Here is an 18104-nt window from a genome sequence, read left to right on the forward strand (position 1 = left end):
CGCGAAATGCCGCCGCTTTACCCTGACGTTTTGCCGGGCCATTCGGGGGACTGCTTTTTCTTCATGTCAAGCACGACCCATTTGGCGCAATAAAAGCTCATGCTTCCTTCCCCGTCATCGACATAGTAGCGGATCGATTCCCAGCCGCCGTCGACCGGGCTGATATCCAGATGGATGTCGGTGATGCTTTCAAGATCATCCAGCCGGGCAGCCCTCACACCTTCAAACCGCAGCACAGCATCATACTGTCCATCAGCCAGCTTCACCTCAAACACCGGGATTTTATCATAATACTCGTTATACCCGGTATAGAACGTAAACTCCGTCAATTCAAAACAACCCGGCGAATCCGGCCCCAGCAGAACTGCTTTCTCATGTTTGTGCCATTCCATTTTGTGCCTCCTTTTTTTCAGCTGAATTGGCATGTCTGACTCAAATGAATTTTTCTTACAAACCCCCATGAATTTCTTTATATGACTGCACCCAATCTTTTAATTCTTCAATCGTATGCAGATACGAATCAGGCGAATCTTTCAGATCAAACCCGCTCAAATACACGAGCATCTCCCAAACGTTTTCATCCTCAACCTCCGGATCATCTGCAGCCACGTACTCGCATGCCCAATCCGACACTTCTTCCCTCGCCGCTTGACCGTTCAGGATCAGATCAGCCTTCTTCAGACATTCTGCTATTGTGGGTTCTTTCACGTCAGAAGCCTGCCTTTCTTGTTTAAAATGCTGACCAACAGCCCTCTTACCCGTTCGTGCCGCCCGATTTCCCGGCTGAGCTCCGGATAATCTGTTAAAGCGTTTTTCAGCTGCGCATATTGCGGATACAGCTCAAAAAAGGATTTATATAAGGCTTTACGCTGGCGCTTAGGCATTTGTTTATTCGCCAAAACAAAATCTAAGCTGCCGCAGACAAGCGCGAAATACTCATAAAAATCCCCCGCGCAGGCAGCCCCCTCAAAGTCTTCTTCGAATCTCCCTGTATCTGAAGGCAGCGGACCCTCTAATTCTTTTTTGTGTAATTTCAGGTTTTGGATGACGTCATCATTTAAAGAATATCTGTTGGATTTCATCATCTCATTTTGCCGCTTTCCAATTACTGATATCCCGCTTATAAATCCCCGAATTCGAGACCACGTAAATGGCATTGCCAGTCAGCTTCAGCTGATGCACGGAAAGCTCATCGCCATCCGGATCACAGCACGTCACCTCTTGCATCGGCAGACTGACATCGGCCGGTATGAGAGACAGTGAATGATCATCTTTGCATACCCAAAACCCGTCTTCTGAAATCGCAAGCTGGTCGTAAACCCCGGAATATGCTTTATCAGAAATAATCCACACTCGTTTCACGTCGGTTTCATCAAACGCAGCAATGACTGTATAAGAGTAATACAGCATGTAGATCAGTCCGTCTTTTTCTGCAAGTGCATAGCAGTCATCTGCCGCGGGCGCGTATATTTCCGAAAGCTGCTGATCAATGTGAGTTTTCTTCAGCCGGCCATCTAATGAATAGCACAGCACACTGTGCCCATCAGGATTTTCATCACTATAAGTACCTTCATCACTTAAACCGATCCACAGGTTTTGTTTTTCATCCAAAAGACTGCATGAAACCCCTGAAGGCAGAGAAAATGCACATTGTTCTGTTCCATCTGCTGAAAATACCTTCACTTTATACTCATGCGATTCAAAGTAAATCAACACATACCTGTCAGCCAAACTCTGTTGAAACAGCATAATATCCTCACACAGAATTTGTTCATCGATATGAATCACTCGAATATCACCTAATTCATCGATAATCGTAAACGAAAGCCCGTCATTCTGATGCCGTCCGAGATACAGATGCCCGCAGTTATCAAAATGGAAGAAACGTCCTTTTATTGATTCGTCATGTATCTTATTCATTTTTATTTTCATGTCATTGCCCCTTGAATTTATAATGCGCGGCGAGCTTTTTTTGAAATTCATCCGGAACGATCTGATCCGGGAATACAACTGATACCCAGTCTAAAACAAGATTATCTAAGGGCCTCCATGATCCTAACGTTTTTCCCGCAATCTCCTGATCAATGCCTAGAATACAGATCTCAAAATCTCTCTCTCCGTAAATCGCCCACCTTAAAGTTGGTGAAGCCCATACGACGCGGGATGCAATATTCATTATGCAGTCATTTTTACTGTGCTTTGGATAATCAGTTAAGATTGAAAGATATTCATCTTCGGTTATATTTAAAGGAATCTTTAACCAGTCAAAATAGCCGAATTCCACGTGAAACCGATTCATATCATCAGGTTGTTCCAGAACAGCCATTAAGATAAATTCATCGTGATGATGATGCGCCAAACTTTTGAGCATCTCCCAGCCTTCTTCAGACAAGACCCAGTGGAATTCCTCGAATAGATAATAATGTTTTTGTTGTTTAAATACTTGTTCGGGCAACGTTTTATTTTCATGAAATAAGGAATATATTTGGGATTGAAAAATCGCCAATTTCTTTGTGTTCTTTATAAAAAAGGGATGCATCTTGTACCTCTTTTCGACGGTTTACACACAAGCTCACAGCCGTATTCTGTGCCACACAGACGCACTTGTTTCATTAAAAAATGCCTCTTGTTTTCCCCAAGCTTGTCCATTAACTTTTCTCTTATCACTGAGCACTTCCTTAGAAGTTATTTTCAGGGTGCACAGAACTATCAAAACTTTACCAAATATAAATCGTTATCATTAAAGATAAACATGCGGTCCTGGACGGCTCTGTACATTGTTTCTCTTTTTCTATCAATACCGTGTATCATGACGTCAGCCTCTGATAAGCCTTTGTTCTCTTCATGAAATGCAAATAGGTTATCCTCGTGACTCTGAATCAGAAGCACCCTTTTTTTCGAAACGGACAGCTGATCACAATAGGAGTATTGATCGCCGTCCAGCACATATTCTGCAACAGTACGAATTCTGTCACGTTCAATCTGATAATGCCCGATGACACAGCAATCCTCTCCCTCGAAACAAGCATACAAATCGGATTGGATCGATTGTACGGCATAGCATTCATGCATCATTTCTTTAAAATCGTCTTCAAAATAAAACGTTCTGTCTTCTGTATGAAAAGCAAATATCGCTTTCCCTTGAGGGTTTCTCTCATCATACATACCCTCGTCCGTTAATCCGATCCATAATAATCCATCCTCACCCAGATGAAATACATTGGCGCTTAATAGAAAAGAACAAATCGGATTGATTTTATTACTGTTTACGCAGTATACGGCTAATTGACACGTATGATTTTCCAGGTAAACGATCACGATAGTGTCATCATACGAATCAACCAGATAGAAATGGGCATCTTCAGAAAATCCGTGTAACTCTTTTTTGATTAAAAGAGAGCTGCCTTTCATAACCTCCAATATTACTTTGTGATCGTGCACCGACACAATAAATACTTGATCATCCCGACCCGCATTGAAATAAATGATATTTTCCCTTTCATATGACCCAACACGCTCCGCGGTAAGTTTTAACATCAGCAACACTCCGTTGAATAGGAACCTGAAATTTTATATTAAATTAATCAATGATATATAAATCTGCTGCATCGTATTCAAACCAAATGATTTTTTCATTACTTTCAGTAGTTACATCAACCTTTTGAGTGTTCAGGTTCATGTAGGACTTATTTTTGGCAGGATTTGCTATTATAACAACAAAATCATTGATCGATGCTAAAAAATATAATTCATCTAATAAGTAATCTGCCATCAGTTGTTCTTTGGTTAGGACACATTCAATATGAATTAACTTTTTCGATACAGTATTCATATTTATCATTTTCTTTTCAACCTTCCTCTTCCATTCTTCAATAAAAGAAGGTGTTCCATAACTTCTATCAGAACGGTTCCAAACTCTAAGTCATTCATTAATTGAGAAAAAGTATCTTTACTCACTAGATCACATGAATATATCGAGTTGTATTGAAGCGGATTAATCACATCCAGATTCCCTATAGCCCTCAATGATTCTTTTTGTAAATTTAAAGGAGTGTTCATGTTTACCTCCGCGAACGATTTCGTTATGTAAGAAAAGAGAGGCTGGGAACCTCTCTTATTTATGATTTCGAATGATACGCATAAAATGATTGATCATCAAAGCGAACTGTTTCAGCTTCTACAGCAATCAGCATTCTGTTCATGCCAATGAGAAAATTAGCATTTGATTGATACTCCGGAATTACAGCATTTGATAGATTACCGATTCCTTCCGGGTGGTAACTCATCTCAAATACTTGCCAATTGTATTCTTCCGGATCTATTTTTTCTAATCTCATATCACCAATATCTGCACTAAAATAAACAGATGCTGCATTTTGAAAAAGAATGTTATGCGTAAATTCGGCTTTATTTTCAACGACCTGAATCTTAAGTGAAAGCTCTTTTTTAAACACATGAAAGTCACAATGAAGGACAGCGCACCCTCCGTCTATATAATCTACCCATTCATTAATTGTCTTGTACACCGTTTATCTCCCTAATGAAGTTTTGGAGTCTTTGAGATCTGATTTTAAAGTCTTCACGAAAATTTCTAGCTTTTCTTCATTACAGTTCAATTTATAGAAGGTTGTATTTGAATTATTTTCCATAAATCTAATGATAAATCTGTAATGTTCGTTTTCTTTATCAATACTTAGTATAAAAAATGGTTCAATTGTTTCTAAACGTATCCTGTCTTGATTGCCTGCTGATAATGCTTCAATATCTGATATCAGCATTTTATATTCACTTTCTAATAAAACGGCAGAGTAATCGCGAACGATTGCTTTATTATGTTCCAACAGTTCAAACATTGTTGAGATAAAAGGATCATCCTCTGCTTCTTGATACCTTCTCGGTGTTATTTCAAGTTCCAGACAACCGTCTCCGATTTTGGCCATGCTGTCTCCTCGTTCTCTACTTAATAGCTTTAATTTATTAGTAAATGATTTGAATGACGCTCTGGAATTCAAGCTAAGTTTCAATCGATTGTTCACCTTTTACTGTCTCAGTTCTAATCACCTACCCACTTATTATCTATAATTTTTTTAAAAAAAGCCTGTTGACCAAAAGATGATCAACAGGCTCATCTATTTTTTATTTAATGCCCTTATTTAATAATGTTTGTAATATTTTCTCTATGTCTAGATCCTATTCTGATTGTCTCGGAATCTGTTATTTCTATATGATAAAGAACATAATCCAGTAAATCTTTAATAATTGTTTTCTCTGCTAAAGAAGCTCCATTTAATATATCTTTTAACTCAACATCTTTTTCCAATAAGATTATATTTTCATGCGCAATTATTGTATTTTTGTACTCTTCTGCTGAGGTTTTTATAAATGAGATTTTTTTATTAAACAAAGTATTTGTTTTTAAGCTCGCTGAGAATATACAAGTATCACTATCTTTATTTGAAACAGAGTAAGAATACATTGCATATTGTTTATTTTCCATATTTTTTAATATAACAAATATTAAATCCTCTATTGTTTTATACTCTTTTTCAACCGAATCATAGTCATTGAGAGTTGATATTTCATAAAAATAGTACATTTAATTCTCTCCTTCTATCTTTTATACACTGTAAACGGCATGAGATAGAATAAGTTTCTTCGTCGTATTGATAGCCTGTTAGCGGTAGCGCTTGTCTTTTACTTCGTCTCAGCAGTATGTTATTCCCACATGTTCCGTGTGTAGTTTGGTTTTTATCATATAAGATAAGAGAGGCTGGTAACCTCTCTAAATCTCTTCTCTAAAAATAACTAAAAGAAGCTATAAATCATTCTTTTAATTTTTTTATTATATCTGTAGCTTCTAAAAACAATTGATTTATCTTACCTTGGATTTCTTTTGCTATTTCCTCTTCACTTTCTAAATCTGTTAAATATCCCGCTTTCCCCGAAAACAACCTTCTTTCACAAACCCATATATCTAAATGGTCTACACAATAGCCGTCTTCATTATCGTGAAAGTCGGTGCCGTTCAAATAAGCTACAGAAAAAAATATCAGTGAATTATAGGTATTCTCAAAACAATCTGAGGGCTGTACTTCTTTTCCTATTTCTTTTTCGTTTCCGACTCTTCCAAAAGCAGCTTCAATTTTCAAACCCATTTTTCTAAACTTTTCTTGATTGTTTCTTATTTTGTTTAATGCAATCCGTTCAAATTGTTTTTCTATTTGTAAGATCTCTTTTTGTGTAATAGATTTCAGGTTGATTTTCTTCATATTACACCTCGTTCAGAACTCAAAACATTTACTACTGTCAGTATCTGTACAAGCGAATGTGAGAAATCAGTCTTTTACAATTCAGTCTTCATGATTTCTTCCATTGACATTCCTTCAAAATATTTATAGAGAATAGATTCTACAGCCGAATGTCCAAATATACCTAATGGGTTAGGGATGTCTTTGCCCGTTTTCTCATCTGCCTCTGCTAATTCATCTTCTGATGCAAATGAATCGCCTTCACTTATGAGATATTTACCGTCTTCATATAAAACAAATTTTAATTGAGAATGACTGTTTTTCTCTATTATCTCTTGAGGCATCTTGGATATTACTTTCCAATCTCCTTGCAGAAAACCTGTGTGCCCAGTATTAGCCGCAAATATTTTCTTATTTTCTTCTTTCATTAGACGAATGATTTCTTCTCTGCTAAGTGTATTTTCAGTGAAAATATTATAATACTGAATAAGAATGTCATCGTCTTTATTTTTTGATAGATCACCTTCAATAACCCAAGCATAAGTATACTTCCCGATCTTATCCAAAGGTATTTGAATAACAGCTCCCGGTATTACTTTAGCTATTGATTTCGCTTTCCTGGTCGTTGCCTTTATTTCTACTATTCGCTTATCAACTAACTCCGTGAAAGAAGAATTTCCATTTGTATTCATAACGGTAACTAAAGTTGCTAAGAATTCTTCTAATATCGGTTCTCTATCCAGCTCTCTCTTATATAATTCACAAAATTTTTCTACAGCATCAAAACATATATCTAAGCCTTCATCACTAAGTAAAACTTTCTTGTTTTTATATTCTTCTTCCCAATATCCCAATAGAACGGCCTTCTTTCTTTTCTATTTCATACCGCTCATTCCCTGAATAATATCGTGTCTGAATTCTGTACGCCCAGAGGTTAAAAAGGTTTCCTTCATCAACTACTCAATATCGTAATCCTCCCACTCCCTCCAGTTATTATTTACATCACCTACATCAACTGAACCTGCGCCTTTTTCAAGATATTGCGCAAATGATTGAAAAGAAATTAATTGGCTTGGATCTGTTAGGTAATCAGGATATTCCCAATCCTCTGTTTCGAATACTCCTTCTGCTTCGCTTTTTAGATCCAGTATATTTAATAGTTTTTTTGGCTTTATCCAAAGCGCCTCTCTAAAAGAAGCATCCTCAAACAAATTCCTGAAATAAGTTTTCCAAGCCCTTTCTTTTGTACTCTTTTGGAATTCATTTCTTTGGTGAATATTTACGCAATAACGAGACTCTTTAATTTCAATTTCCACTACTTCGCTTAATTGTTGAAAATCACTTTCACTATATGTTATTTTCTCACCTGCTTCAGTCTTTAGGGCGAAGTCATCAATTATTATCGATTTGTAGTTGTCTGAAAAACAGTTACTATAGGTATGAATAGCCAGAAAAGGTCCTTTAGAATCTACTTCGAAGCAATGAATTGCCAGTAACCAATTGTCATCATTTAATCTTAATAAGGTACATTTACTCCCAACATAATTAGATTCACGCCATTCAAAAATTGGTCGGTTTAATTCACTAAATTCATCATCTAATAGGCTAAGAATTTCTTTACTTTTAATCAAAATTCATTCTCCTTATTAAATTATTTTTATATTTTATCTTCCACATAATAATTTATTTAATATATAACGGATTATTTCCAATTACTGCATGTCTATAATATCTTCAAAAGTATTGAACAGAATCTGTGTGTGCCCATTTTGGCCACTCTGTGTTACCATCATCATGTTTTTGAATATATGCTATCTCTTGACGGGAAATTGCTTCGGCAATTGATTGAAAGAAAGGAGACAAACTAGGCAAATCTTTTTCTCCTTCTGGATGCATCCATAATTCTGTTGAATACAATTGTTCATACTCCGAAGAGAGACCCGCTATTTCCAGTTGTTCTTGTTTCGTCAGCCAAAGTGTGTCAAGAAATAATCTATTTTTGGTCATATGCCTCAAACATGTAATCCATTCATTCTTTGGGGAAATCTTATCTTTTATTTCCTGCTCAATAAAAAATTGAAATGTTTTCTCTCTAAGAGACACATTGATTTGTTTACTTGTAAAACCCGATTCTATATCTTCCAATTCCAGCAAATTTCCTTTTTCATCTGCAAATAAAAACGGTTCATCATCTAAAAAACTTACTTCATTATTTGTTAATTGATTACCCACCGCATAAAAATCAATAGCTGGTCCCAATCTCGACAATCCAAACAGCTGGAACGTTAAAAGCCAGTTATCTCTTTCAATAAAAATCGAAAGCTTCCCTTTTGCGAAGTCAAAATTCTCATTATCAAGAAACGGAAACTCTTCCTTATTGAATGAATCGTTAAGCAATGCGAGAATGGCTTCTTTTTTTCCACCCAACATCCTCACCTCCGTTGATGTCTTTTTCTCAGAATAGCACTAGTATATCCTCCTTGTTTTCGTGAACAAGTTTGACAATGAGGATATAGCCTTTGTCGCTGGCCTTTCTTCCTTAATTTTGATACTGGTTGGTGATCCGCAATCCAATTTCTGCTTTTAGTTCCAGGGTGCCTTCTACCACAAGTATGACAGCCATATTTATTCCCAATTTTGTTTAATACTCTTCTTTCCTTTTTATTTAACCTGCTACTTGTACTTCTTGCAGGAATTGACCTTCTAGCGTATTTACCAGGTTTTAAATACTTCTTGGCGGCCTTCGCAAATCCCAAAGCCTTCTTAGCGCCTTTAAACACTTTCCCGGGCCCAAAGTTCGAAGCCGCTGCCCAGGCTGCACCTCTCCATCCTTTACCTGATTTATAGGCCTTATATCCATCATAGGCTGCAAATCCGGCATTTACTACAAGCCACACCCAATGCCCATCCGGATCGACGTTCATGACTGGGTTGTTGTTTCCGTATGCATATCCATTCTGATCTAAAGAATCCCCATCGCTTCCCGGGTCTGGATCGAGTGATAAGAATACGCCGTTTCTTGGCTCGTAGTAGCGGGCCATGAGATAGTACAGGCCGGTTTCTTCGTCGTATTGGTAGCCTGCGTAGCGGTAGCGGTTGTCTTTTACTTCGTCGCTCGCTTCGGTTTTTGTCGGATTTCCCCATGCATCGTATTGGTATTTGGCAACGGTTTTTCCGGTGCTGTCTGAGATCGCGATGACGTCGCCGTGTGCGTTGTAGTGATAGAAATATTTCTTGCCGTTCTTTGTATAGGATAACAGCTGGCCGCTGTCACCGTACGTGTATGATTTTGTGACGTTGTTGTCTGCGTCTGTTTCATACAGGACATTCAAGCTGTCTCCGTCGTAGAAGTAGTTCGTGACGTTTCCGTTGACGGTTTTTTGGATTCTGTTTCCTTTTTCATCGTATTTGTATGTTGCGAACGGCTTGTCTTCGCCTTTTTTCGTGACGGCGGTCAGGTTGTCTTCCGCGTCCCACGTATATGTGTATTTGCCGTCGGATGTGCGGTTGCCGTTTTTATCGTAGGACAGGTCTTCGTCATTCACCTTCGTCAGCTGGTTCATGATGTTGAAGGATGCGTTGACTGATTTGCTTGCGCCGTCCTTTGTGGTGGTAACATTTGTCCGGTTGCCGAAGCCGTCGTACGTATATTGAATGACGGTGCCGTCTTCATGAGTTTCTTTGACGAGCTGGTTGAGCTTGCCGTATTCGTACTGCACCTTTCCGCCCGCTGAGCTGTCGATGACCGTGCGGTTGCCGTTGGCGTCGTATTCATAGCTTTCCCGGAAGATGCTGCCGCCGTTTTTCGCTCCGATATGAAGAGAGCTGACAAGATTCCGCTCATCATATGAGAAGCTCGTGCCGACTTCATTTCCGCTGATGAATGTCTGGACATTGCCGTTTTCATCATAATCAAATGTATAGGCTGAAGTGCCGTCTTTCATTTCAATCATTTGATCAAGTTTGTTGTACGTAAAGCTGTTTGTTCCTTTTTGGCCGCCGTGGCTCCATGAGAAAGTTTTCAGCTTATCCGAATCAGCCGGATACGTCCAGCTTTGGCTGCCGCCGCGGTCGGTTAATTCGGTCAGGCGGTTTTTGTTGTCAAAGGTGCGTTTTTTCGTTGTATTTTGTTCTTTGTTCGTGACCGACGTTTCATTGCCGTTTTTGTCATAGGTAAAGTTGTATTTTTCAGTGCCGTTATACGCTTTTGACTTAACCCGGTCGGTGCCGTCATAGGTCAGCGACACTTCATTGCCGTTGGCGGAAACGGTTTTCGTCAAGTTGCTGTTGGCGTCATATTCACTCTTCAGTACATTGCCAAGCGGGTCGGTTGTTTTGACGAGCTTGCCCATGACGTCATATTCATATTGATAGGTCTGGTCCGCGCCGGCCCGAATCGTTTTTGTCAGCTCATTTCCTTCCTTGTCATAGCTGTGAAGGATGGATGTGCCGTTTGACAGGGTCAGCTTTGTCAGCTGGTCGGCCTGATCGTATTCGTAGGCGGTTGTTTCGCCTTTCGCGTCGGTTTCAGACATTTTCTTTCCAGTCTCGTCATATGAAGCAGTGCTTGCATACCCTAGTTCGTCTTCTTCTTTTGTGACGTAGTTTCCTTTTTCGTCATAGGTGTTTTTCGTCAGGATGCTTCCTTCGATTAAACGGATATCATCAAACCACGCCGTTCCTGTGGCGCTTTTTTGGAACAGAATGCTGAGTTCGATTTTATTGATCGGCTTTGTTTTCGGAATGACTGCCGCCGCCCGGTTCCATTCCTGTGTCCCCTGCGGGAATTTGGCGGTGTAGACGCCCGTCGTGCCGTCCGCATAAGTGACGTCAGCCTGAAGAGCGTAATCATTGTCGTTCGTTAATTTTACGCCGTCAGCCTTGGACATCCCTGTCAGCGTGATATATACCGGCTTATCGTCCGCGCTTTGGCCTAGCGTAACGGTTTGTTTTGCGGCCGCATTGGCTTGTGATGCATTTGTGCGGGACGCTTTTAATGAGCTGTCATCATCGAAGCCTTCATCAAGGTCAGCAGCGGCTCCGCTTGTGCTCCAGCCATCTGTTTTGGCCGTGAAACTGCTGTTTTGCACCGGGTTATAGCTTGAAGAGACTTCGCCTTTTTCCAGCTGAACCTGATCAAACCACGCTTTTCCTTTGCCGTCCTTGTCGTTATGATCCACTTCCATATAGACGATGGCTTTTCCTGCATTGGCCGGTGTTGTAAAGGTGATCTGCCGTTTCGTCCAGTCATTCTTTCCGGCTAATGCGCCTGATTCATTGTGAATCCATTGAATGCGTTTTTGGTCTTTGTCACGCAGATCAATGTTGAAATACGCTCTCGCCTTCGTCAGATCCGTTTTGATCTGGCCGCTGAGTGTATACGTCGTATTCGGCTCCAGCTGCACTTCCTGCGTTGCGGACGCATGGCCGTGCTCTGTTCCGGCAGTAGAGGATTGTGAGGTGATCTCCAATGCTTTTTGTCCGGACAGCGCGCCGCTTCTTCCTTTGACAGACGCGATGCTTCCGCTGTCTCTCGTAGCAGTGAGATTCCAGCCAAGCTTTGTTCCTTCAAAGCTGCCGTCTTTCAGCAGGCTCGCCGAAGCTGCCAGCTCTTTGCTTGATTGAATGAGATTTCCGTACTTGTCATACACGGCGGCGGATGAGGATTTTCCGCTTTGATCCGTCTCAGAAACGGCATCAAGTCCGTCGTACGCAATATCAGTGATGTTCCCCTCGGTATCCTTCATTTTCGTTACGTCATTGTTTTTGTTGTACTGATACGTTTCGGTGCCGTAGTTGTCTTTTACGGCTGTGACGTTGCCGTCTTTATCATATTGATAGCTTTCTGTCGCTTTGCCCGCATCCGCGTCGTTCGGGTCGGTGTCCTGAATGACGTTGTTGCCTTCGTATACAGTGTTGGTCGTGATTTTCAGCCCTTCGGCATCATCGATCATCTGGATCGGGTTGCCCGCCTCGTTATAGCCGTACTGCACTTTGCGGCCGTTCGGCTGCGTCATGAGCAGCGTTTTTTTGTCCGCGTCATAGCTGTAGTCGTACGTTTCTTTTTTCGCATTGACGGCTTTGGCCAGACGGTGGCCGCTGTATTGGTATTCAGTGAACAGCGGTTTATCATCCGTGCTGTTTGCGGAATACTGCTTGACGAGGCGCCCTTCGGCATCATAGTCGTAGCTTGTGACGCTGCCGTCAGTATCCGTCACCTTTTTGAGAAGGTCTTTGTCATATGAATATGAAATCTTTTTGTTTTTCGGCCCTGTAAGAGATGTGACATGGCCGTTTTCATCATAGGTAAATGTCAGCTTGCGCCCTGATGCGTCTGTTATGGCGGTCAGCTGATTGCTGTCGTTATATTCGTATACGGTTGTGTTGTTGTGTCCGTCAACGATTTTTTGGAGCTTGCCGCCTTTTTTGCTGAAATAAGCGTTCGTCTGATCTTTTGTTTTTAATACAAATTGATCGCTTGTTTCCGTAAGTTCGAGATAAACGCCCGTCGGCGGCTGATACGTGCCGTCAGATTTTTTCGTGAAGACATGTGTTGTCGCGTCCTCATCAATATAAACGGCTCTGCCGTCTTCAGAAAGGATCGACGTTTCCGCATCGGCATACCAGCCTTGGCCGAACATATGGTCAGAGCTGTCAAGGCTGTTGAAGGTCCGGGAGAGTCCGAGCCCCGGTCCGCGTCCGTCGATTGACATATCTTCCTCATTGACGATGACATTTCCCGTCGCGCCGTTCAGCTGTCCGTCCGGAATGTCGATAATAGACCAGAATTCTTCCGTTCCGAGGAATTCCGCCCCTTCATGGAAAACAGGGTTAAAAGGTGCCGTCGGTATGCTGTCACCGTTTGCGTCATAGGCGGTCAGCGTGAAGGAATAGTTCTTCTTCCCTTTGTAATTGCCGTTTGCGTTTTCGTAAACAGGTGAAGGGTCAAGCGCCAGTTCGCCGCCCTTTCCGTCCGTGTGAAGCTGGAATCTTCCCGCTTTCACTTCATCGGCTGAAGGCCAGATGTGTTTGTTTTGGGTCGTCCAATGATCGGTATCCCCGACATCGAATGATTGATAGTCTTTTCCGTTGTAGATGTTGATTTTGTAGCCTTTGGCGTTTTTGACTTTATCCCATATGAGATTGACATAACCCGTTTGGCTCGATTTCGTGTTCGTATAGACATAGCCTGTCAGGTTTTTCGGCTTTGCGATATCAGGCAGCGCCGGACTCGCTTCCGGTGAGGCGATCGCTTCTCCGTCTTTGTTATAAGCAATGACTTTAAATCCGTAGGTTTTCCGGTTCGCATCTCCGCCGGCGTTTTTATAAACGGGGCCCGGGTTGATCGGCAATTCCGCGCCTTTTTTGTCTTTCAGGTGAAGCGCATATTTTCCGGCGCTGATTTCCGCCTTTGTCGGCCAGATGTTTTGATCTTTTGTGGACCAGGATGTTTTATTTCCGAGGTCAAGCGTTTCAAAGCCTTTGCCGTTAAAGACTTGCATTTTATACCCGGCTGCGCCTGATACGGCTTTCCAGGAAAGATCAAACCAGCCTGTGGCGTTGTTGTTATTAAAGCCTTTCGTGCTTGGCTTCTGAACTCTTCCGATATTCGGAATGACGGGCTTGGCGGCCGCAGACATGGCGCCCTCTCCCTGGTCAAACACCGCGCTGACCGCGACCCAGTAATTTTTACTTGCCGGATAGCTGCCGCCGGCGTTTTTATAGACCGGCGAAGGATTAAGCGCTAATTCAGTTCCGCCTTTTCCGTCTGTATGCAGCTTATATTTGCCGGAGTCGATTTCCGCTTTTGTCGGCCAGATGTTTTTTCCTTTTGTGCTCCAAGAGGTTGCATTGCCGACCGGAATGGCCTGGTATTCTTTCCCGTTATAGAGCCAGACTTTATAGCTTTTGGCGCCTTCAGCTTTTTTCCAGCTGATATTGAAAAATCCTGTCGAATCTCCGTTATGATACGCTTTGACAGACGGCGTGTCCGCCTTCGGAATTGTGTATGTCACTTCAATGTATGGTTTTTTAGCAGAGTTTGCTGATGACATCAGCTTCTTCCAATATTCTTTTCCGTTGCCGTTTGCGTGAAGCTTAAAGCCGTAATTGGCGCCGCCGCTGTTCCACGACTTGACTGCGGAGGTGACATCGAAGCTTGCCCATTGGCCTTTATAGACCTCGGCTTTGCCGATGTTTTTGGAGCCCGGCTTGTTCTTCCACGTAATCTTGGCATTGTCGTAATTGCTGTTAACGGTGTCGAGCCAAAGCCCCGTCGCTTTTGATCCGTAATAGGAGTGGGCTGTGTACGCTTTGAGCGTCGCTTTCGTCACCGTCATGTTTTTGATCGGCTTTAGATTATCAAACTTCATAAAAGCGTAGTTCGTTCCGGTTGTGCCATCATAATATCCAGTTTTCAGCACGTACGCTTTCAATCCGGCATCCCATTTCTGCGATGCGGCAGAGTAGTTTGTCGTCGGGTACGCGCTCATGACAAAGGTATCGGATGACACAGATACTGATGTTGAAGGGTCAATAGATACCGGATAAACCCGCTTGGGATCTTTCAGCCATTTTTCATCGGCCGTTACATGGAGCAAGTAGCCTTCACTGTTTTTTTCAAGCTTGAAGCTGACATCTTCTGACCTGCTGACTTCACCTGACTTTTCGTCGAGATCTGAGTCGGTCATAAAGGGCTTCGGCACGGTGTAGACGACATTGTCTTTATCATCAGAAAACGCGATCGAGCCGTCTTCCTGTTCTTTAGCCTGAAGGTCGGTTTTGATTTGAAAGGTGAAGGAATTGTAGCCTTCATATTTGTGAAGCACAAGGTCTTCTTTTATGTTTTCGTTAAATGTGTAGGTTTGTAAATCAATTGCAGGAAACACTTGCTGATACGTAAGCTCGTTGCTGTCTTCCCTTACTTTTGCTGAGGCATCTGTCGGAGTGATTGCAGCCTGATCGGGGCCTTTTGCGCCGGTTAATGAGTATGTGAGCTTATGATCATCATGTTCAAATGTAGCGTATAATCCGTTTTTCATTTGCTTCAGAAAATCGGAATTCAGCACTGTATTTTCCGTTCCGACTTCCTTTGAGCCGGTTTTCAATTCAGGAGAAACGTCTTCCCAGTCCGCATTGGCGGTTTCTTTCGTATGTATGGGGTCTGTGTAGATTTCCTGTTTGTACACACCCTCGCCTTCATAGTAAAGCTTTGAATTCTCAGTTCTTTCTGACGTGATCTCACCGTCTTGATTGATATCTTTTTGATCAAAAGGCATCTGCTCAGATGCTTTTTCCGCCGGAAGATCTTTTTCCGGGTCTGCGGCCGGAATGGCGGCGGTTTTCGCTTGATCTTGTTTTTCACGCGTTTCTGCCGCAAACACATCGGCAGGCGCAATGGAAATCATCAGCGTTGCCGCAAGAGTGCCGGCCAGCCATTTTTTCCACTTGTTCTTTTTTCCTATTTTCATAGGTTCTCCTCCTTCTTTTGTAATATAGGCTTAACAATAGTAATATTATTGAAATTGTTTATCAATATTTTCCTAGGTATTTAAGGTTATTTTAAGGATTATAGGGATTTTGAACCTTTTATCATATAAAAAAACCGCCGGCTGCCGGCGGTTTTTCGTATTATGGATAGCGGAGATTTGTATTTTGCGCTCCCGCGTAAGATTGGGCGAAGTTTTTGGCGTCCTGGGCTGAAAGGGTTCCATAGCTGTAATTTGATCTCGGATTCCAGCCGGTGCGCGGTGATTTCGGGGCTTTGAGCGACGGGAATGAACCGATGTCGGTGAATTGGGCCGTCCCGTAGTCGTCTATCATTCCGCCTTTTTCATTTCCGTTACCGAAATAGTTGGCTTCTGAGAAAACAGTCGCGTTTGTATGAATGGTGAATCCTAAATTGAAATTGGTCACATAGTTGTTTTTCGCGTGAAAATAGCCGTATCTCATCAGGCCCGGTGAACGCACATAGACGTTATTAAAATAGTTGTTGGTGATCGTCATATGCGGATAGCCGATATAATTGCGTCCCTCGTTATCATCATTCGGATAACCGAGAATCAGGCCGTACAGATGGTCTGTGAATTTAGAGTTAGACAGCGTCACAAAATCCGCTTTGGCGCCGACATACAGAAGCTTTCCCAAATCGCTGTGGCTGTTCGGATTGTAACTGTGTCCTTCAAACCAGACGTGGTCAATCCAGTAATTCTGTCCGTTCGCTATGTACATCGGAATGTCGTTGTTGCCTGTAATGGCGGCATTATGGCTGATAATGAGATTTTTGAAAATCACATTGTTTGAGCCGGAGCCGGTGGTCAGATAGATGTTGGTCAGCCTGTGGCTGGTATAAGAGCCGACGATGGTTTTATTGGCGCCGACTGTCACAACGGCTTTACCCGGGGAAGAAATATCACTTGTGATGACGATGGTTTTGCGGTCCGTTCCGCCCGCATTGTTTTTCAGATCATTGAGATTGCTGACGTAGACGACAGGGCCGCCCTGGCCTCCCGATACGGCGGATTTTGCTTTTCCGTTATGATCCTTCGCATTGCCAGCGAATCCGGTAAGTCCCTGCATCACATCCGGATAAGCCGCTGCCGCTTCTGCCTGCTTGGATGCGGAACATACGATGGCCAGACAAAGCGCAAAGCCGAGTGCAGCCAAGAAAGCGAGATGACGCGTCTTCTTTTTCATGCCCTTCACTCCTTTAATCTCTTAAATTGTAAACACATGAAGTATTATACAATTACTATCCTCTTTTTCCATGATCTGTTTGTCTGCTTTTTCGTTATGGCTGAAAAGACCCAAAATAAAAAAAGCAGCCGATACGGCCGCCTATATACGGGTGCTGTCTGCCTGAGTTTCCGCCGGCACGGCTTTTTGCTTTCGAATCAGAGACAGCGCCATTCCCGCAAAAATCAATACAATCCCCAAAGATTGATAAAGGTCGGGGCGAAATCCCGTAAATACGGTGTCAAGCACAATCGCCACCGCCGGATCAAGAAATACGATGATTGAAATAAACCGGGTGGATAAAAACCGCAAGCTGTCAAAAAAGAGCAAATACACAATTCCCGTATGAATGATACCGGTCGACACAATCATGATCCAGTTCACATGCGACAAATCAGAAAAAGCGCCGAAACGGACGAACGGGAGAAGGATGATAACGCCCAACCCGGTCTGCAAACAGGTGACGGCGTATGGGCTGAGGCTGTTGATGCCTTTCCCGGCCAGTGTCGTAAAAGCATAAAAAAGGGCGGCCAGCATGGCCCAAATAATACCCGATCCCATCAGCTGAGAAAATGATGTACTCCCGTTAATGCCGGAAATCAGGGCGGTGCCCAGAAAACAAATCACGATAGAAGTGACGGACACAATATGCAGTTTCTCCCGGTATATAAGGCTCCCTAGGAGAAGGACGAGAACCGGAGCCAGATGATAAACGGAAATCGCTATCGTCACTGATGTCTCCTCAAACGATTTAAATAAAAACACCCAGTTTAACACGAGAAAAAATCCGCAGGCCAGTGTCTGCAGCAATTCACGCCGGTTCCATTGTTCGGTGCGGTATCGTCCGGAACCAAACCAGCAAACGCCCAGAAACAATGAGGCGCACAGACATCTCACAAAGACCAGTTCAATTGAAGGCACATTCGTATGTTCTGAGAAAAAGCCGATTGATCCGAAAATGACCATGGAAATGACCATTTTGATGACGGCATTTGATGTTTGTTCAGCTTGCATTGATTTGCTTCCCCCATATCATTGACTGTTTATTCAGATAAATACTAACAGCCATTTTACTTGATTCAGAGGAAGATTTCACCCTGTTTTTTAAAAGCCGGCGGTCTT

General features: G+C 42.3%; 18 protein-coding genes. All 18 read right to left on the reverse strand.

Annotated features, from left to right (window positions below; translation table 11 throughout):
- Positions 1–17: 17 nt before the first annotated feature.
- The gene (locus NYE68_RS20710; protein WP_324636213.1) at positions 18–392 is read right to left on the reverse strand and encodes a hypothetical protein; all 375 of its coding nucleotides are present in this window, start codon (positions 390–392) and stop codon (positions 18–20) included.
- A gap of 55 nt (positions 393–447) precedes the next feature.
- A complete protein-coding gene (locus NYE68_RS20715) occupies positions 448–708 on the reverse strand; it encodes a DNA-binding protein (RefSeq protein WP_254003477.1) in 261 nt (86 codons plus the stop codon).
- Entirely contained in the window at positions 705–1085 is a 381-nt protein-coding gene (locus tag NYE68_RS20720) for a YxiJ family protein (protein ID WP_095352521.1), read from the reverse strand. The genes NYE68_RS20715 and NYE68_RS20720 overlap by 4 nt, the downstream gene beginning before the upstream one ends.
- A 1-nt stretch (position 1086) precedes the next feature.
- Positions 1087–1932: a DNA-binding protein gene (locus tag NYE68_RS20725; RefSeq protein ID WP_095352520.1), complete on the reverse strand. Its 846-nt coding sequence runs from the start codon at positions 1930–1932 to the stop codon at positions 1087–1089.
- A gap of 1 nt (position 1933) precedes the next feature.
- Positions 1934–2539, reverse strand: coding sequence for a hypothetical protein (locus tag NYE68_RS20730; RefSeq protein ID WP_033574325.1), 606 nt, complete (start codon positions 2537–2539; stop codon positions 1934–1936).
- 170 nt (positions 2540–2709) lie between these two features.
- Complete coding sequence (locus tag NYE68_RS20735) at positions 2710–3537, reverse strand: hypothetical protein (protein ID WP_064115241.1); 828 nt, start codon at positions 3535–3537, stop codon at positions 2710–2712.
- A gap of 43 nt (positions 3538–3580) precedes the next feature.
- Complete coding sequence (locus tag NYE68_RS20740) at positions 3581–3841, reverse strand: hypothetical protein (RefSeq protein ID WP_223609765.1); 261 nt, start codon at positions 3839–3841, stop codon at positions 3581–3583.
- Positions 3838–4059 carry a hypothetical protein gene (locus NYE68_RS20745; RefSeq protein WP_223609766.1) on the reverse strand — a complete coding sequence of 74 codons (222 nt, stop codon included), beginning with the start codon at positions 4057–4059 and terminating at the stop codon, positions 3838–3840. Before NYE68_RS20745 ends, NYE68_RS20740 begins: the two co-directional genes overlap by 4 nt.
- Positions 4060–4118: 59 nt before the next feature.
- The gene (locus tag NYE68_RS20750) at positions 4119–4526 is read right to left on the reverse strand and encodes a hypothetical protein (protein ID WP_053573914.1); all 408 of its coding nucleotides are present in this window, start codon (positions 4524–4526) and stop codon (positions 4119–4121) included.
- Between the two features lie 3 nt (positions 4527–4529).
- The gene (locus NYE68_RS20755) at positions 4530–4940 is read right to left on the reverse strand and encodes a hypothetical protein (RefSeq protein WP_053573913.1); all 411 of its coding nucleotides are present in this window, start codon (positions 4938–4940) and stop codon (positions 4530–4532) included.
- 209 nt (positions 4941–5149) lie between these two features.
- The gene (locus NYE68_RS20760) at positions 5150–5596 is read right to left on the reverse strand and encodes a hypothetical protein (protein ID WP_053573912.1); all 447 of its coding nucleotides are present in this window, start codon (positions 5594–5596) and stop codon (positions 5150–5152) included.
- Between the two features lie 226 nt (positions 5597–5822).
- Entirely contained in the window at positions 5823–6269 is a 447-nt protein-coding gene (locus tag NYE68_RS20765; RefSeq protein ID WP_053573911.1) for a hypothetical protein, read from the reverse strand.
- Between the two features lie 74 nt (positions 6270–6343).
- A complete protein-coding gene (locus NYE68_RS20770; protein ID WP_053573910.1) occupies positions 6344–7102 on the reverse strand; it encodes an Imm26 family immunity protein in 759 nt (252 codons plus the stop codon).
- Between the two features lie 102 nt (positions 7103–7204).
- Positions 7205–7879: a hypothetical protein gene (locus NYE68_RS20775; RefSeq protein WP_047476019.1), complete on the reverse strand. Its 675-nt coding sequence runs from the start codon at positions 7877–7879 to the stop codon at positions 7205–7207.
- A 103-nt stretch (positions 7880–7982) separates the two neighbouring features.
- Complete coding sequence (locus NYE68_RS20780) at positions 7983–8675, reverse strand: hypothetical protein (protein ID WP_052941795.1); 693 nt, start codon at positions 8673–8675, stop codon at positions 7983–7985.
- 5 nt (positions 8676–8680) lie between these two features.
- Positions 8681–15718 carry a DNRLRE domain-containing protein gene (locus NYE68_RS20785; RefSeq protein ID WP_324636212.1) on the reverse strand — a complete coding sequence of 2346 codons (7038 nt, stop codon included), beginning with the start codon at positions 15716–15718 and terminating at the stop codon, positions 8681–8683.
- A 160-nt stretch (positions 15719–15878) separates the two neighbouring features.
- The gene (locus NYE68_RS20790; RefSeq protein ID WP_014306116.1) at positions 15879–16943 is read right to left on the reverse strand and encodes a pectate lyase; all 1065 of its coding nucleotides are present in this window, start codon (positions 16941–16943) and stop codon (positions 15879–15881) included.
- Between the two features lie 141 nt (positions 16944–17084).
- Positions 17085–17996 (reverse strand): DMT family transporter, encoded by a 912-nt coding sequence (locus tag NYE68_RS20795; protein WP_015418544.1) that lies wholly within the window; start codon positions 17994–17996, stop codon positions 17085–17087.
- Between the last annotated feature and the right edge of the window lie 108 nt (positions 17997–18104).

It is taken from the genome of Bacillus sp. FSL R5-0447 (assembly GCF_038606125.1).
In the GTDB taxonomy this organism is placed as follows: Bacteria; Bacillota; Bacilli; order Bacillales; family Bacillaceae; genus Bacillus; species Bacillus velezensis.

Coding starts and splice junctions, on each gene's coding strand:
- NYE68_RS20795 (WP_015418544.1), bottom strand. CDS start 17,996: ATGCAAGCTGAACAAACATCAAATGCCGTCATCAAAATGGTCATTTCC.
- NYE68_RS20760 (WP_053573912.1), bottom strand. CDS start 5,596: ATGTACTATTTTTATGAAATATCAACTCTCAATGACTATGATTCGGTT.
- NYE68_RS20735 (WP_064115241.1), bottom strand. CDS start 3,537: ATGTTAAAACTTACCGCGGAGCGTGTTGGGTCATATGAAAGGGAAAAT.
- NYE68_RS20730 (WP_033574325.1), bottom strand. CDS start 2,539: ATGCATCCCTTTTTTATAAAGAACACAAAGAAATTGGCGATTTTTCAA.
- NYE68_RS20710 (WP_324636213.1), bottom strand. CDS start 392: ATGGAATGGCACAAACATGAGAAAGCAGTTCTGCTGGGGCCGGATTCG.
- NYE68_RS20745 (WP_223609766.1), bottom strand. CDS start 4,059: ATGAACACTCCTTTAAATTTACAAAAAGAATCATTGAGGGCTATAGGG.
- NYE68_RS20755 (WP_053573913.1), bottom strand. CDS start 4,940: ATGGCCAAAATCGGAGACGGTTGTCTGGAACTTGAAATAACACCGAGA.
- NYE68_RS20725 (WP_095352520.1), bottom strand. CDS start 1,932: ATGAAAATAAAAATGAATAAGATACATGACGAATCAATAAAAGGACGT.
- NYE68_RS20720 (WP_095352521.1), bottom strand. CDS start 1,085: ATGATGAAATCCAACAGATATTCTTTAAATGATGACGTCATCCAAAAC.
- NYE68_RS20765 (WP_053573911.1), bottom strand. CDS start 6,269: ATGAAGAAAATCAACCTGAAATCTATTACACAAAAAGAGATCTTACAA.
- NYE68_RS20740 (WP_223609765.1), bottom strand. CDS start 3,841: ATGATAAATATGAATACTGTATCGAAAAAGTTAATTCATATTGAATGT.
- NYE68_RS20790 (WP_014306116.1), bottom strand. CDS start 16,943: ATGAAAAAGAAGACGCGTCATCTCGCTTTCTTGGCTGCACTCGGCTTT.
- NYE68_RS20785 (WP_324636212.1), bottom strand. CDS start 15,718: ATGAAAATAGGAAAAAAGAACAAGTGGAAAAAATGGCTGGCCGGCACT.